This is a genomic window from Streptomyces sp. NPDC088387, assembly GCF_044753385.1.
Classification (GTDB): Bacteria; Actinomycetota; Actinomycetes; order Streptomycetales; family Streptomycetaceae; genus Streptomyces.
Map to the genome: position 1 here is coordinate 468360 of NZ_JBIVNC010000006.1, position 12594 is coordinate 480953.

Here is a 12594-nt window from a genome sequence, read left to right on the forward strand (position 1 = left end):
GGACGGGCGGGGGCCGCCGGGGGAGTTGTAGCGTGGCCCGCAGCGGCGGAGGAGCGTCGCGACACCTGAGCGCAGGCGCCGACGAGGAGTGGGCATGGAGCTGTCCGGTCTGACACTCGCGGGCCGCTACCACCTGACGGAACTGCTCGGCCGCGGCGGCATGGGCGAGGTCTGGATGGGCCGCGACTCCTCCGTCCTCCGCCGTGACGTGGCGGTGAAGGTGCTGCCGACACCGGTCGGCCCGGCGGCGGTACGCCGGTTCCACCGCGAGGCGTCCACCCTCGCCGGACTCCAGCACCCGGGCATCACCGTCGTGCACGACGCCGGCGAGCACAACTCGTTCCTGTTCATCGTCATGGAACTCCTGCGCGGTCAGGATCTCGCCCACCTGCTGGCCGCCCACCCCGGCACCCTGCCGGTCGAGCGGACCCTGAACCTGGTCGCCCAGACCGCTCGGGCACTGGACGCCGCGCACCGGTCCGGAGTCGTCCACCGCGACCTCAAGCCGGGCAACCTCTTTGTGCAGCCCGGCGACCACGTGAAGATCTGTGACTTCGGCATCGCCCGCTCGACCCACGCCTCCGTGGCCCTGACCACGACCGGAGGCATCATCGGCACCCCGCTCTACATGGCGCCCGAGCAGTGGCGCGCCCAGGACGTCGACGCCCGCGCCGACCTGTACGCCCTGGGCTGCGTCCTGTACGAACTCCTTGCCGGCCACCCACCGTTCCCGGCGGACGCACCGGTGTTCGCCCTGATGCACCAGCACCTGGAGGAGGAGCCCCGGCCGCTGCGCGAGCTGCGCCCCGACCTGCCGGAGCAACTCACGGACCTGGTAGCCGCGTTGCTCGCGAAGGACCCGGCGGAGCGGCCGGACGCGAGGACCGTCGCGGACGAGCTGAGCGGGACGACCGCCGGGCTCCCGGCCGACGCGCCGCCGCCGGCCGACCCAGACCCCGCGCCGACGCCTGTCGACTCAACGGCCTTCGCCGACACGGCAGTTGTGACCTCCCGCCCCGCGACCCGGCCCCTCCGGAGCGACCCGTACCGCACGCTCGACGGCCACCGCAGCGAGGTGTACTTCCTCGACTTCAGCCCCGACGGCCGCACCCTCGTGACAGGGAGCTGGGACAAGGTCGTACGGCTCTGGGACACGGACAGCGGAGAACCGCGCAGCCCGCTGCCCATGGGCACCAGCCTCCGGGCGGCCGTCGCCTTCGCCCCCGACGGCGCCACCATCGCCACCGGGTGCGGCAGGTACCTGCGGCTGTGGGACGCGCGGACGGGCGACGAACGCCTCTCGGTGAAGTACCCGGGATGGGCCTCCTCGGTCGGCTGCGTCGCGTTCAGCCCCGACGGCGGCACGGTCGCCACCGGCGGCAGCGACGGCGCGATCCGGTTGTGGGACGCGGGCACCGGCGAACCCGGCCATGTCATGAAGTGGCCCGGGGGCTGGGTCACTTCGGTGGCGTTCAGCCCCGACGGGCGCGACGTCGTCGGGGGCGGCCAGTCCAGGACCACCCGGATGTGGCACGTTCCGACCGGACAGCCCCGGTGGAAGATTCCCGGCCGGACCCCGTACACGAGCGTCGCGTTCAGTCCCGACGGCCGTCTGCTGGCGACCGTCCGCGGTGACGGCGTGGCGCGGCTCAAGGACGCCCGCGACGGCGAGGATCTACGGGTCCTGGAGGGGCCGCCGCAGGGTTCGGCGGGCCTGGCCTTCAGCCCCGACGGCCGGATCCTCGCCACCGGTGCCATGGACGGCGCGATCTGCCTCTGGGACACCGGCACGGGTGCGCGACTCCTCGCCCTGGAGGGGCATGTGGGCCCGGCCCACGGCCTGGCCTTCGCCCCCGACGGCCGAACGCTGGCCAGCGGCGGGCAGGACCGGGTGATCCGACTCTGGCGGGTTCCCTGACGAGAGCGGGTTCCCGAAGAGGGCGGTCCCCGAAGAGGGCGGTCCCCGAAGAGGGCGGGTCCCTGAAGAGGGCGGGTCTCCGAAGAGGGCGGGCGGCCCTCCGTCCCCCTCCGCGCCTGTCGCCGGATAGTGTTTCGAGAACACGCGTGAGCCGGGAGGGGACCCGATGGCCGAGGAGCCGATGGAACTGATCCGTATCGAGGGTGGCGGCAATGCCATCACCCTCCGGATCACCGGCAGGGACGTGGCCCAGAACTCCGGCGGGAGGGACTACCTCAACGCGGAGTTCCGGGTCGAGGGCCGATTCGTCGGCGGCACGATCACCTCCCTGATCGACGGCCACGACCTGGACGAATGGCAGCAGGCACTCGACGCGCTCGACGCCGGGTACGACATCGCCTGGTGCGAGAAGTCGCCCATGCCCACCCTGTTCATCGATCTCGACGAGCACAACCACGGCTGCCGGGTCAGCGTCAGGGAGGACCAGGGGCCGCTGACGACCGTGTCGATGGCCATGCCCCTGAGCGACAAGTGGTTCGACGACGCGTACCGACGCCTGGACAAGGTGCGCGAGACCTGGCCCCTGCCCGACAACTGACCACCGTCACCCGGCCGGTGAGATCCGGAAGGTGAAGTCCAGGCGGCGCCATCCCTCCTTCGGCGTGCGTCCGTCGGGGGCCTCGCCCGACTGCTCCTCGAAGCCGACGACAAGACCGTCCTTCACCCCGAAGACGGTGTCCGAGTCGAGATAGTCGCCGCCGCGGACGAACAACTGGGTGACAAGGGTCCGGAAGCCGTCCTTGGCGATCATGAAGTGCAGATGCGGCGCCCGGAACGGGTGCCGCGCCACCGCGTCGAGCATCTGTCCCACCGGGCCGTCGGCCGGGATCGGGTAGGGCGAGGGCAGGATTGTCCAGAACCTGAGCCGGCCGTCGCCGTCCGTACGGAAACGGGCGCGGAGCACCGGGCCGTCGACGTCCGGGAGTTGTACGTCGTAGAAACCGTCCGCGTTGGACTGCCACACGTCCACGACCGCGTCCGCCACGGGGACGCCCTCCGGGTCGGTCACACGGACGTCCGTCCACAACGGGGTGCCGGGCAGGCCGTCGGCGAGGTCCGCGCCCTGTTCGGTCTCGGGCGGCCCCTGGACGTAGAAGGGGCCGAGGACGGCCGAGGGGGTGGTGTCGGGTGTACGGGAGTTGGTGAGGACGTCGACCACGCTCGACACACCGAGTGTGTCGGAGAGCAGGATGAACTCCTGGCGGGTGTCGGTCGTGATGTGCCCGGTGCGGGTGAGGAAGCCAATGGCGTACTCCCACTCCTGCTGGGTGAGGTCGGTGCGCACCACGTAGGAGTGCAGGGTGCGGACCAACTCCTGCATCAGCGACCGCAGCCGGGCGTCGGGGGCGGCCGCGAAGCTCTCCACCACCTGCGTGGTCAGCGGGCGCAGATCCGGCGGGGTGCCGTGGGCGGCGGCGGGGCGGCTGCCGGCCCGTGCCCGGCGCAGCAGGTCCTCGACGCCGTCCCTCGTCACGGGCCGGGGATTCGGATAGGGCTGTGCGACGGCGAGCCCGGCCGCCTTCGCGAGGTCCACCTCCGCGAGCCCCAGCCCGGCCAGTGAGTGCGGCACCGGCAGCCCTGCGATCAGGTCGTACACGCCGGTGGCCGCGTCGGGCGCGCCCAGCGCCTCCGCGATCCGCCGCATCGCGTCCGGGGCGCCCGCGGCGTTGTACGCCATCGCGTACGGCAGCACCACCGTGTGCGTCTCGGCGTGCGGCAGACCGAAGCTGCCGCCCAGGGTGTGGCACAGCTTGTGATGCAGGGCCATGCCCACGGAGCCGAGACAGGTACCCGCGAGCCACGCGGCGTGCAGGGCGTCCGTCCGTGCGTCCCGGTCGGCCGGCTCCACGGCGATCCGGGGCAGGGCGGAGGCCAGCAGCCGGATCGCCTCCAGCGCGAACCGGTCGACGACCGGATTGGCGTCGGGGGAGTACAGGGCCTCCACCGCGTGCGCCATGGCGTTGATCCCGCTGGTGAGCGACACCGTGACCGGAAGACCCAGGGTGAGGTCGACGTCGTACACCACGACCTCGGGCAGCACCTTCGGCGACGACTGCGTGGTCTTGTGCCCGTCGGCGGTCTGCCCGACCACCGGCGTCATCTCGGACCCGGCGTACGTCGTCGGCACGATGATCTGCGGCAGATCCGTGCGCAGCGCGATCGCCTTCGCGAGACCGGTGGCGGAACCGCCGCCCAGGGCGACGACACAGTCGGCGTCCGCGCGGGCCACGACCTCCAGCGCGCGCTCGGTCACGGCGACGGGCGTGTGCATCGTGGCCCCGTCGAAGCGCGCCGCCAGCAGGTCACCGAGGTCCTCCGCGATCCGGTCGGCCTGCGCGGCCAGTGAGCGCCCGCCCAGCAGCAGCACCCGGCGCGCCCCCAGCCGCCGTACCTCCTCCGGCAGCGACGCCACCGTGCCGCTGCCGAACACCACACGCACCGGATTGGCCGAGTAGGTGAACATGGGTTGCTTCCTTCCAGGAGCGTCTTGCCGTCCACGGCCAGTCTGTCGGCCCGCGGTGCCGGGCCGCGCGGTGCCGGGCCGCTTCACACCCGATCTTTGACGATCCGCGTGCCGGGCCCGTCGGCGGCGATCAACGCCGTCGGTCTGGCGACCGGCGCCGCTAGTCGACGTCCTTCACCGACGTCGGTCCCAGTTGCTTGGCGCTGGCGTACTCCGGCATCGTCATGGGCTTGTCGAACAGGAAGAACGACTGGTTGGTGCCGACGGTGAACTCCATGTACGCGTTCGTCGTCGCGTCGAAGCCGTAGTACGCGTTGCAGGTGGACCCCGTGGTGTACGTGCCGTCCATGCCCGGCTGGGAGAGCACCGCCACGCCGTTGCTGGTGGACTCCACTCGCTCCGTCGGAGTGAGCATCTTGCAGCGCGGCACCGGCAGCCCCTTCATGATGAAGTACCCGTACTCGCCATTGGCGTTCTGTATGTAGACGTACGAGAGCTTGCCCCGCTTCCCCCACGTCTTGACCCACTGGTTGATCGCCTCACGAGTCGGCGAGTACTCCATCCGGCCCGCGGGCTGCTGGGCCACGAGATGGTCGTAGCCCGCCTGCTTGGCCTTGTTCTCCTTGTCCTGGCTGGAGTCGGTGCAGGACGTCAGGCCGACGCCCACAACGAGCGCGATGACGGTGGCCATGGTCATACGTGCGAACTTCTTCATGGGTGCTGCCCTCTTCCCGGAATGCGGCGGGGATCAGTTGGTGCACGTCGTGTGCTCGGCGGCGGCGTCCAGCCGGTACGGAAGGTCCTTGTCGCGGAAGGGCGCGCGATGCTCCTGGGCGGCCTTGGAGTTGTAGTCGTTGACCGACTCGATCCGTGTCACCTTCAGCGCGGTGATCGACTGGTCGATCTGCGAGGCACGGGTCTCCGAGGCGGTCTTCCGCTCGTCCTGGAGCGCCTGGATCGTCCCCTCGGCGTTCTGCACGGCCTCGCACAGATCGAAGAACTCCTCGTACGTGCTCTGCCGGAACTCGCCCGAGGCCACGGTGTTCTCGCGCTCGTCCGCCTCACCGCGGAAGGGGGCGGTGATCCATCCCGCGCCGCCGAAGGCGAACACCCCGACCACGTACAGCACCGCCAGGCCGACGATCCCGCCGACGGCCCATGCCCCTGCCCGTGCCCCCTCGCGTACCTCTCCCACGGCTTCCCCCTTCACCGACGGTTCCGCGGCGTGGAACCACCTTCCGCGAAGGAGGACACGCGGCGCCCAAGGAAACGGTTCCGCCCCAACACCTGCGTCAGCAAGGCGTTTTCGTGCCCACCGCGGCCGGCCGGGGACGCCATGACCGACCTCGACCGGATCCTGGGCCTGCTGACCGGCACACCCTGGCCCGAGGACCCGTACGACCTCGGTGCCGGGCTGCGTGGCCTGGTGGGCCGCTTGCCCGCCGACGTCACCGTCGAACTGCGGCTGCCGGAGCCGGAGTTGCTGCGTGGGCTCGCCGGTGCGGTCGCGGAGACCGTCGGGCGGCTCGTGCAGGAGTCACTCACCAACGTCGTACGCCATGCGCGGCCGACACACGCGGTGGCCGCCGTCGAGGTCGGTGCCCTCGGGGGGAGTGTGGTGGTGCGGGTCGTGGATGACGGCACGGCTGTGGGGGGAGGAGAGCCGGGGTGGCCGGTGGCGGGCGGCGGCGGTTGGAGCGTCGTAGCGACCATCCCGACCATGGGGGTCACCAACCGTGAGGCGACCACCCGTGGTACCACCGCTCCCGGCGCCACCGCCCCTGACACCACCGCTCCCGGCGCCGGCGCCCCTGACGCCACCGTGCGCTTGGAGGAGCCGTTGTGATTCGTGTTCTGCTGGCCGATGACGAGGAACTGACGCGGGCCGGGCTGCGCATGATGCTCCGGACCCAGCCCGACCTGACCGTGGTGGGCTGGTCGGGCGGTCCCGTGCCGGACCCGGGTGCGGCCCACCCGCTCCGGGGCCGCGGCTCGGCATGATGTGTCGCCACGCGGACCCCCGTGGTGCGGGGCCCGTGGTGACCGGTCCTCCGTGGTGACGGGCCCGGCCGCCGGGTCACCGGAGAGGAAGCGCTCATGCCGAAGCTGCCGTCGCCCGCCGAATTCCGGGGCGCGGGCCGGCGAGCGCTACGGGTCACCGTCGCGTCGACGGCCGGCTTCTACCCGGCGGTACACCTGCTGGACCGGCCCGTCGCCGGTGTCTACGCCCTGTTCGCGGTCATCGCGTTCGGGGTTCTCTCGCCGCTGCCGGGCTCCGGCCGCCGACGTGCGGGCGCGGTGCTGCGGGCCGTACCGACCGCCGCCGTACTGGTCACCCTCGGTACGGCGCTCGCGGTGGCGACCTGGTCGGCCGCCGCCGGCATGTTCGTTGTGGGGTTCGTGCTGCCCTTCGCCGCCTCGTGTGCGCCCCGGTTGGCCGCCGTGGTCCCCGGGCTCCAGCTCTGTTACATCCTGGCGTGCTTCCCGCCCTACGCGCCCGACACCCTGCCGGACCGGTTGACCGGGCTGGCCGTCGGGGCGGCGCTGCTCATCCTGTGCGAGCGGTGGCTGCTCCCGGAGCCGGCACGGCCGTCGTATCCCGACCGGCTGGCCGACGCTCTGGACCTCGCCGCCCGGGCCGCGACCGAGGCAGCGCGCGGCGGAGTCGTGGACGCAGGGTGGGCCGCGCGGCTGCGGGCGGCCGGACGGGAGCTGCGCTTCTCCCACCAGGCGCCCGGCAGCCGGCCCACCGGGGCGGGACGGACGGACCGCGCGCTGGCCCAGGCAGGTTCGGCGACCCGCCGTCTGCTGAACCAGCTCGCCGCCGTCGCCGAACTTCCCCCCGCGCCGGGGGACATGGCCTCGGCGACCCTGCTGCACGGCGTGGCGGCGACCTGCACGGACACGGCGGGTGTCCTGCGCGGTGGACACGCCGTCGCCGGTCCCGAACTGATCGAGGAGATGACTCACCGGTTCCTGGCCGAGCTGAGCGGTGCTCCCGGCCGTGGCGGGGACGGCTCGCACGAACGTATGCGGCGGCAGTCGACCGTGCTGACGGTCGCGATCTCCGCCGTGACCGCGCGTACGGCCGTCGGCCTGGCGACCGGCTCCCACCAGCGGGTTCCCGGGTTGCCCCACGAGCAGTTCTGGTACGCCGACGTGTCGCCGGCCCGGCTCTGGTCCGTCCGCGTCACCGGCAACCTCACCCGGCGGTCCGTCGTCTTCCAGAACGCCGTCCGGATCGCCCTCGGCCTGGCGTTCGCCCGTCTGGTGGCCGGGTCGCTCGACCTCTCGCACGGATTCTGGGTGTTGCTGAGCGTCCTCACCCTCGGCCGCACCACGGCGGGCGCCACCTGGGCCGCGGTCCGCTCGGCCGCCACCGGGACGCTGGTCGGCGCGGTCGCCGCCGGTGTGCTCATGATCGCTGCGGGAGACACCACGGCGGTGTACGAGTGGCTGCTGCTGCCGACCATGCTCGTGGCCTTCTCGGTCGGCCCGGTCGGCGGACCGGCCTGGGCGCAGGGGCTGTTCACCCTGGTCGTGTCGATGGCGTTCGCCCAGCTCTCACCCGTGACTTGGCATCTCGCGGAGGTCCGGCTCGCCGATGTGCTGACCGGCAGCGCGATCGGGCTGGTGTGCGGTGTGCTCGCCTGGCCCTCCGGGGCGCGGGCCGAGATCCGGCGGAGCGTGGCGATGCTGCTGCGGGCCACCGGGCCGCTGGTACGGGCCACCGCCGACGCCGTGGCCGGCCCCCGCGCGCAGGCCGACGACGGATCACTGCGGCTGATCCAGCACCGGCTGCACATCGCCGAGGCCGCCTACGCCCAGTACGGCGCCGACGCCACACCCCCCACGGCCGAGGGCGCCCCGGACTGGCTCGCCGCCCTCAACTACGGCTCCCGCGTACTGGTCGGCGCGTACTGGCTGCCCCGCTGGGAGGGCGAGGCACATTTGTCACCCGGCGTACTGCGCTGGGCGGTTGAGGCCGCCGACGAACTGGCGAGGGCCGCGACCCGCGCGGCCGACTTCTCGCAGGACGCACTCCGCATCCAACTCCCGCCGCTTTCAAGGGAGATCACGCCCAGCGTCCCACCGGCGTCCTTGGCCCCCCTGGTCGACCTGGACGTCTGGCTCCACGCCCTCGCCACCGACCTCGAAGCCACGACCGGCACACACGCGTAAGGGCCGGATGCGCCGACTCCAGGTCGTCCCCGTGCGGAAACCCAAGCGCAACGCCTCCAGGCGAGGAAGTGGGGAGGCGTGGTGGGCCACGTCTCGGACAGCAGGGTCGTGAACGCGTCGGACCCGTGCAAGATGGCGCGCGCGGTGAACAGTGGCTCCCGGGCAGCCGTATCTCCAGGCGTAAGCCGGCCCGTTCGTGCGGGCAGCAGGAGTTCGGAACGTCCCGATACGGAGAGGCCACGTGCCGCAGCAGTACACCCGAGACCGCAGCCGTCGTCCCCGGTCCAGCGCGCAACTGGCGCGTGGGGCCGCGGTGTTGGGGATCCTGTTGCTCCTGCCGTTGGTGACGGCGTGCAGCGGAGGAGACGACGCCGCCGCGGATCTCAAGACGTCCAAGGCGTCAGATGCTTCCGAGGTGACCGCCGCCCCCGAGGCCGCGGCCGTGGCGCCGGCCAAGGTGGAGGTGATCGCCAACCTCACCGGCTGCAAGCCGGAGATCCGGATCGACGCCGACGAACTGCGGCAGGGCATCTGCCACACGGAGAAGGTCGACTACCTCATCACGACCTTCCCGGAGGAGAAGTACAAGCGGTCCTGGCTGGACTCGGCGGCCGTCTACGGCGGCAAGTACCTCGTCGGCACGCGGTGGATCGTCAGCGCGAAGGAACCGGAGATGCTGGAGCAGTTCCGCACCAAGCTCGGCGGCACCATCGAGGAGCTGACCGGCATCGGTCCCTCCGTCGCGCCGAGCGCCTCGTAGCCCCACCCACCCCACGCCGGCCCGTCAGGGCTCCAGTGCACGGTCCGGACCCAGTGGCACCTCGTGCAGGAGCAGCCGGCTGCGCAACTCCCGTACGCCGAAGTCGGCCTTGAGGCGGTCGATGACCGTCTCGAACTCCCGGGCGTCGGTGCACGCCATCCGCAACTGGTAGTCGTAGTCCCCGGTCAGCCGCATCGCGCCGACCACCTGCGGCACCTGGTGCAGCTCGGTCTCGAAGGCGGTGCGGTCCACGCCCTCACGCAGTCGCACGTCACTGAGCAGCTCCAGCCCGCGGCCGAACGCCGCCAGGTTCAGGTCGGCCCGGTAGCCGCGGACGACGCCGGACGCCTGGAGCCGCCGTACCCGGTCGGCGACGGTGTTGGCCGACAGCTGCACCTGACGACCCAGCTCCTGATAGGTCGCGCGGCCGTCGGCGAGGAGGATCGTGAGCAGCTGCCGGTCGATACGGTCCATCACGCCATGCTACAGATACTCGGCGAATCCACCGGATGGTCGAGATTTACTCAGTGAGAGCCGCCCTGGCGCCGAGAAGTCCGAGCCTAAATCGGCGTAATCCGTACCAGGATCGCAGGTATGGAAATCCTGGTCCTCCGGACCGTCCTGGCTCCCTCTCTTGTCCTTCTCGTCTCTCTCGTCGCCCGGCGTTCGGGCCCTCACCGGGGTGGGCTGCTGCTCGGCGCGCCGACCACGTCGGGCCCGTTCCTGGCCCTCATGTGGTGCGACGGCGGAAGCACCGCGGCCGCACGCGCCGCGCACGGCAACATCGCCGCACAACTCGCCGTGGTGTCCTTCTGCCTCGCCTACGGGCGGCTCGCCCCCGCACTGCGCCCGTCCCGCACCCTCGCGGCCGCCCTCGCCTGCGCGGCCGGCGCCGGTCTGCTCGCGGCTGTGTGCACGGACGTATGGCTCACGGCGGCCCTGATCCTGGCCGTGACGTTCGCCGGACTGCGGACCTGGCCCGCCCCTGCCTGCGAGGACCGGCCGCCGCGCCGCGCGCACGGCTGGGACATACCCGTGCGGATGGCGGTGTCGGCCACCACGGTCCTGCTCGCCGTGACCGTCGCCGGCACACTCGGCGCCTTCACCGGCGGCATCCTCGCCGCGCTCCCGGTCCTGCTGGCCGTGATGGCCGTCTCGACCCACCACTCGACCGGCGCGCGCTCCACCGCGTCGATGCTGCGCGCCGCCATGACCGTGGCCCCGGGCACCCTGGCCTTTCTGCTCACGCTCTACGTGATCTTCGCCGCGTCCGGAACGGGAGGCTGACGGCACGAGCCCTGTCCGCCCGGCCCACCTCGGCGGGAACTCTCGTCCAATACACCGAGTCGCACCCCACCCGATGATGAACTACATGTGCGCGAGGACATGGACACCGCGTGCGGGGAGAGTGTTCGGCGGCCTGCCGCGCTTCTCGTCGGCGACCGTCGCGCCCGCCCCCCGGCTCCCTCCACGCGTCCACCCCACCCGGCACACCGGCCCCACCGCAACCGAATTCGTCCGCTCCCGGGCACCCGGACGACGGCCACCCGCGATATCGCCCCGCACCGGGCGCGATTCCTCGTGCACGGCTATGGGAAGTTTTGGGGTGCATCGTTACCCTCCGGCCATGATTCCCACGGTGGTTTGGGGCACAGGCAACGTCGGGCGTGCGGCCATCAGAGCCGTCGACGCGCACCCGATGCTCAGCCTTGTGGCCGTGCTGGTGTCCAGTCCCGCCAAGGTCGGCAAGGACGCGGGCGAGCTCAGCGGACTGGGACGGCACCTCGGCGTGCCGGCGACGGACGACGTGGACCACGTACTCTCGGCGGGCCCCCGCGCGGTCGTGTACGCGGCCTCCGGCGACGTGCGTCTCGACGGCGCCCTGGAGGACATCGGCCGGGCCGTGCGGGCCGGCGCGGTGGTCGTCTCGCCGTCCGTGTACGGCATGTACGACTGCCGAAACGCACCCCCGGAGATACGTGACGTACTGCTGGAGGCCGTCGAGGCCGGCGGCGGATCGCTGTTCGTGTCGGGTGTCGACCCGGGCTGGGCCAACGACGTGCTGCCACTCCTGGTCAGCGGACTGGGCTCCGACATCGACGTGATCCGCTGCCAGGAGATCTTCGACTACTCGACCTACGACCAGGAGGAAGCCGTCCGTCAGCTGATCGGCATGGGGCATCCGCTGGACTACCAGCCGCTGATGCTCGCCGACGGCATTCCGACCATGATCTGGGGCGGACAGCTGCGGATGATGGCACGGGCCCTCGGTGCCGAACTGGACGGTATCGAGGAGACGTTGGACCGCCGCGCCCTCGACGCGACCGTCGTGACCGGCACGATGGGGGAGTTCGCGGCCGGCACCCAGGGAGCCGTACGCCTCGAGGTGCAGGGCATGGTCGAGGGCGAGCCCCGCATCGTCATCGAGCACGTGACCCGGATCCACGCCGACTGTGCCCCGGACTGGCCGACCGCGCCCGACGGGGGAGCGGGCGCCCATCGCGTGATCATCGAAGGGCGCCCCCGTATCGAGGTCACGGTCGAGGCCACGGACGAGGGGGAGAACCGGGCCGCCGGCGGCAACGCGACCGCGGTCGGCCGGCTGGTCAACGCCATCGACTGGCTCGTCGAGGCCGAACCGGGCCTCTTCGACGCACTCGACGTCCCGCTGCGCCCCGCGGTGGGCAGACTGGGAAAGAAGTGATCATGCAGATCGACATCCCCGAGGGCGCCGAGCCCATCCCGTACGTCTGGGGCGACATGGTGCCCAGGATTGGCCAGGCCGCCAGCAACTTCTCCCTGTCCGTCTACGAGTACACGACCCTCGGACTGCGTGAGTTCGAGGCCGCGCGGCTGCGTATCGCGCAGATCAACGGGTGCCTGTTCTGCCTGGACTGGCGTACCGAGCGCGACGGGGAGACCGTCGAGGACGGGTTCCTCGACGCGGTCGCCGAGTGGCGGACCACGGACGTCTTCGACGACCGCACCCGGCTCGCGGCCGAGTACGCGGAACGCTACGCGGTCGACCACCACAACCTGGACGACGGGTTCTGGGACCGGATGAAGGCGCACTACAGCCAGGCGGAGATCGTGGAGCTGAGCATGAGCATCGGTTCGTGGCTGGCGTTCGGCCGGCTCAACCACGTGCTGGGTCTCGACACCGCCTGTGTGCTGCCCTCGGCCCAGGGCAGGTGACGCACCAGGAGCGGG

The 12594-nt window shown here is 71.7% G+C and carries 13 protein-coding genes; 9 read left to right on the forward strand and 4 right to left on the reverse strand.

The genetic code is table 11. The annotated features are described in order from the left end of the window. Window positions 1-94 precede the first annotated feature (94 nt). Together ACIQAC_RS18980 and ACIQAC_RS18985 are read left to right on the forward strand one after the other, a co-directional pair. Window positions 95-1918, forward strand: a complete 1824-nt coding sequence (locus tag ACIQAC_RS18980; protein ID WP_402192463.1) for a WD40 repeat domain-containing serine/threonine protein kinase — start codon at window positions 95-97, stop codon at window positions 1916-1918. A gap of 166 nt (window positions 1919-2084) precedes the next feature. Next, window positions 2085-2516 (forward strand): DUF5959 family protein, encoded by a 432-nt coding sequence (locus tag ACIQAC_RS18985; RefSeq protein ID WP_402192465.1) that lies wholly within the window; start codon window positions 2085-2087, stop codon window positions 2514-2516. A gap of 6 nt (window positions 2517-2522) precedes the next feature. On the opposite strand, the gene ACIQAC_RS18990 is transcribed toward ACIQAC_RS18985, so the two are convergent. From ACIQAC_RS18990 to ACIQAC_RS19000, 3 genes are all read right to left on the reverse strand, one after another. Further along, window positions 2523-4442 carry a maleylacetate reductase and hydroxyquinol 1,2-dioxygenase domain-containing protein gene (locus tag ACIQAC_RS18990; RefSeq protein ID WP_402192468.1) on the reverse strand — a complete coding sequence of 640 codons (1920 nt, stop codon included), beginning with the start codon at window positions 4440-4442 and terminating at the stop codon, window positions 2523-2525. Between the two features lie 160 nt (window positions 4443-4602). Next, on the reverse strand, window positions 4603-5157 hold the full coding sequence (locus ACIQAC_RS18995; protein ID WP_402192470.1) for a hypothetical protein: 555 nt from the start codon (window positions 5155-5157) through the stop codon (window positions 4603-4605). A gap of 33 nt (window positions 5158-5190) precedes the next feature. Then, window positions 5191-5637, reverse strand: a complete 447-nt coding sequence (locus ACIQAC_RS19000) for a hypothetical protein (protein WP_402192472.1) — start codon at window positions 5635-5637, stop codon at window positions 5191-5193. A 141-nt stretch (window positions 5638-5778) separates the two neighbouring features. Here ACIQAC_RS19000 and ACIQAC_RS19005 point away from each other — a divergent pair, with 141 nt between their 5' ends. The 4 genes from ACIQAC_RS19005 to ACIQAC_RS19020 all read left to right on the forward strand — a co-directional run bounded on the left by ACIQAC_RS19005 (window position 5779) and on the right by ACIQAC_RS19020 (window position 9384). Further along, entirely contained in the window at window positions 5779-6288 is a 510-nt protein-coding gene (locus tag ACIQAC_RS19005; RefSeq protein WP_402192474.1) for a sensor histidine kinase, read from the forward strand. After that, on the forward strand, window positions 6285-6443 hold the full coding sequence (locus ACIQAC_RS19010; RefSeq protein ID WP_402192476.1) for a hypothetical protein: 159 nt from the start codon (window positions 6285-6287) through the stop codon (window positions 6441-6443). Before ACIQAC_RS19005 ends, ACIQAC_RS19010 begins: the two co-directional genes overlap by 4 nt. Before the next feature lie 96 nt (window positions 6444-6539). Then, window positions 6540-8624, forward strand: coding sequence for an FUSC family protein (locus tag ACIQAC_RS19015; protein WP_402192478.1), 2085 nt, complete (start codon window positions 6540-6542; stop codon window positions 8622-8624). 415 nt (window positions 8625-9039) lie between these two features. Further along, window positions 9040-9384 carry a hypothetical protein gene (locus tag ACIQAC_RS19020; protein ID WP_402192481.1) on the forward strand — a complete coding sequence of 115 codons (345 nt, stop codon included), beginning with the start codon at window positions 9040-9042 and terminating at the stop codon, window positions 9382-9384. 24 nt (window positions 9385-9408) lie between these two features. Here the strand turns inward: ACIQAC_RS19020 and ACIQAC_RS19025 are convergent, their stop codons facing one another. Next, window positions 9409-9858: an Lrp/AsnC family transcriptional regulator gene (locus ACIQAC_RS19025; protein WP_402192483.1), complete on the reverse strand. Its 450-nt coding sequence runs from the start codon at window positions 9856-9858 to the stop codon at window positions 9409-9411. A gap of 120 nt (window positions 9859-9978) precedes the next feature. Here ACIQAC_RS19025 and ACIQAC_RS19030 point away from each other — a divergent pair, with 120 nt between their 5' ends. The 3 genes from ACIQAC_RS19030 to ACIQAC_RS19040 all read left to right on the forward strand — a co-directional run bounded on the left by ACIQAC_RS19030 (window position 9979) and on the right by ACIQAC_RS19040 (window position 12579). Further along, window positions 9979-10671 carry a hypothetical protein gene (locus ACIQAC_RS19030; RefSeq protein ID WP_402192486.1) on the forward strand — a complete coding sequence of 231 codons (693 nt, stop codon included), beginning with the start codon at window positions 9979-9981 and terminating at the stop codon, window positions 10669-10671. Between the two features lie 340 nt (window positions 10672-11011). Then, window positions 11012-12088: a dihydrodipicolinate reductase gene (locus ACIQAC_RS19035; protein WP_402192488.1), complete on the forward strand. Its 1077-nt coding sequence runs from the start codon at window positions 11012-11014 to the stop codon at window positions 12086-12088. A 2-nt stretch (window positions 12089-12090) separates the two neighbouring features. Further along, window positions 12091-12579 (forward strand): carboxymuconolactone decarboxylase family protein, encoded by a 489-nt coding sequence (locus ACIQAC_RS19040; RefSeq protein ID WP_402192489.1) that lies wholly within the window; start codon window positions 12091-12093, stop codon window positions 12577-12579. Window positions 12580-12594 lie beyond the last annotated feature (15 nt).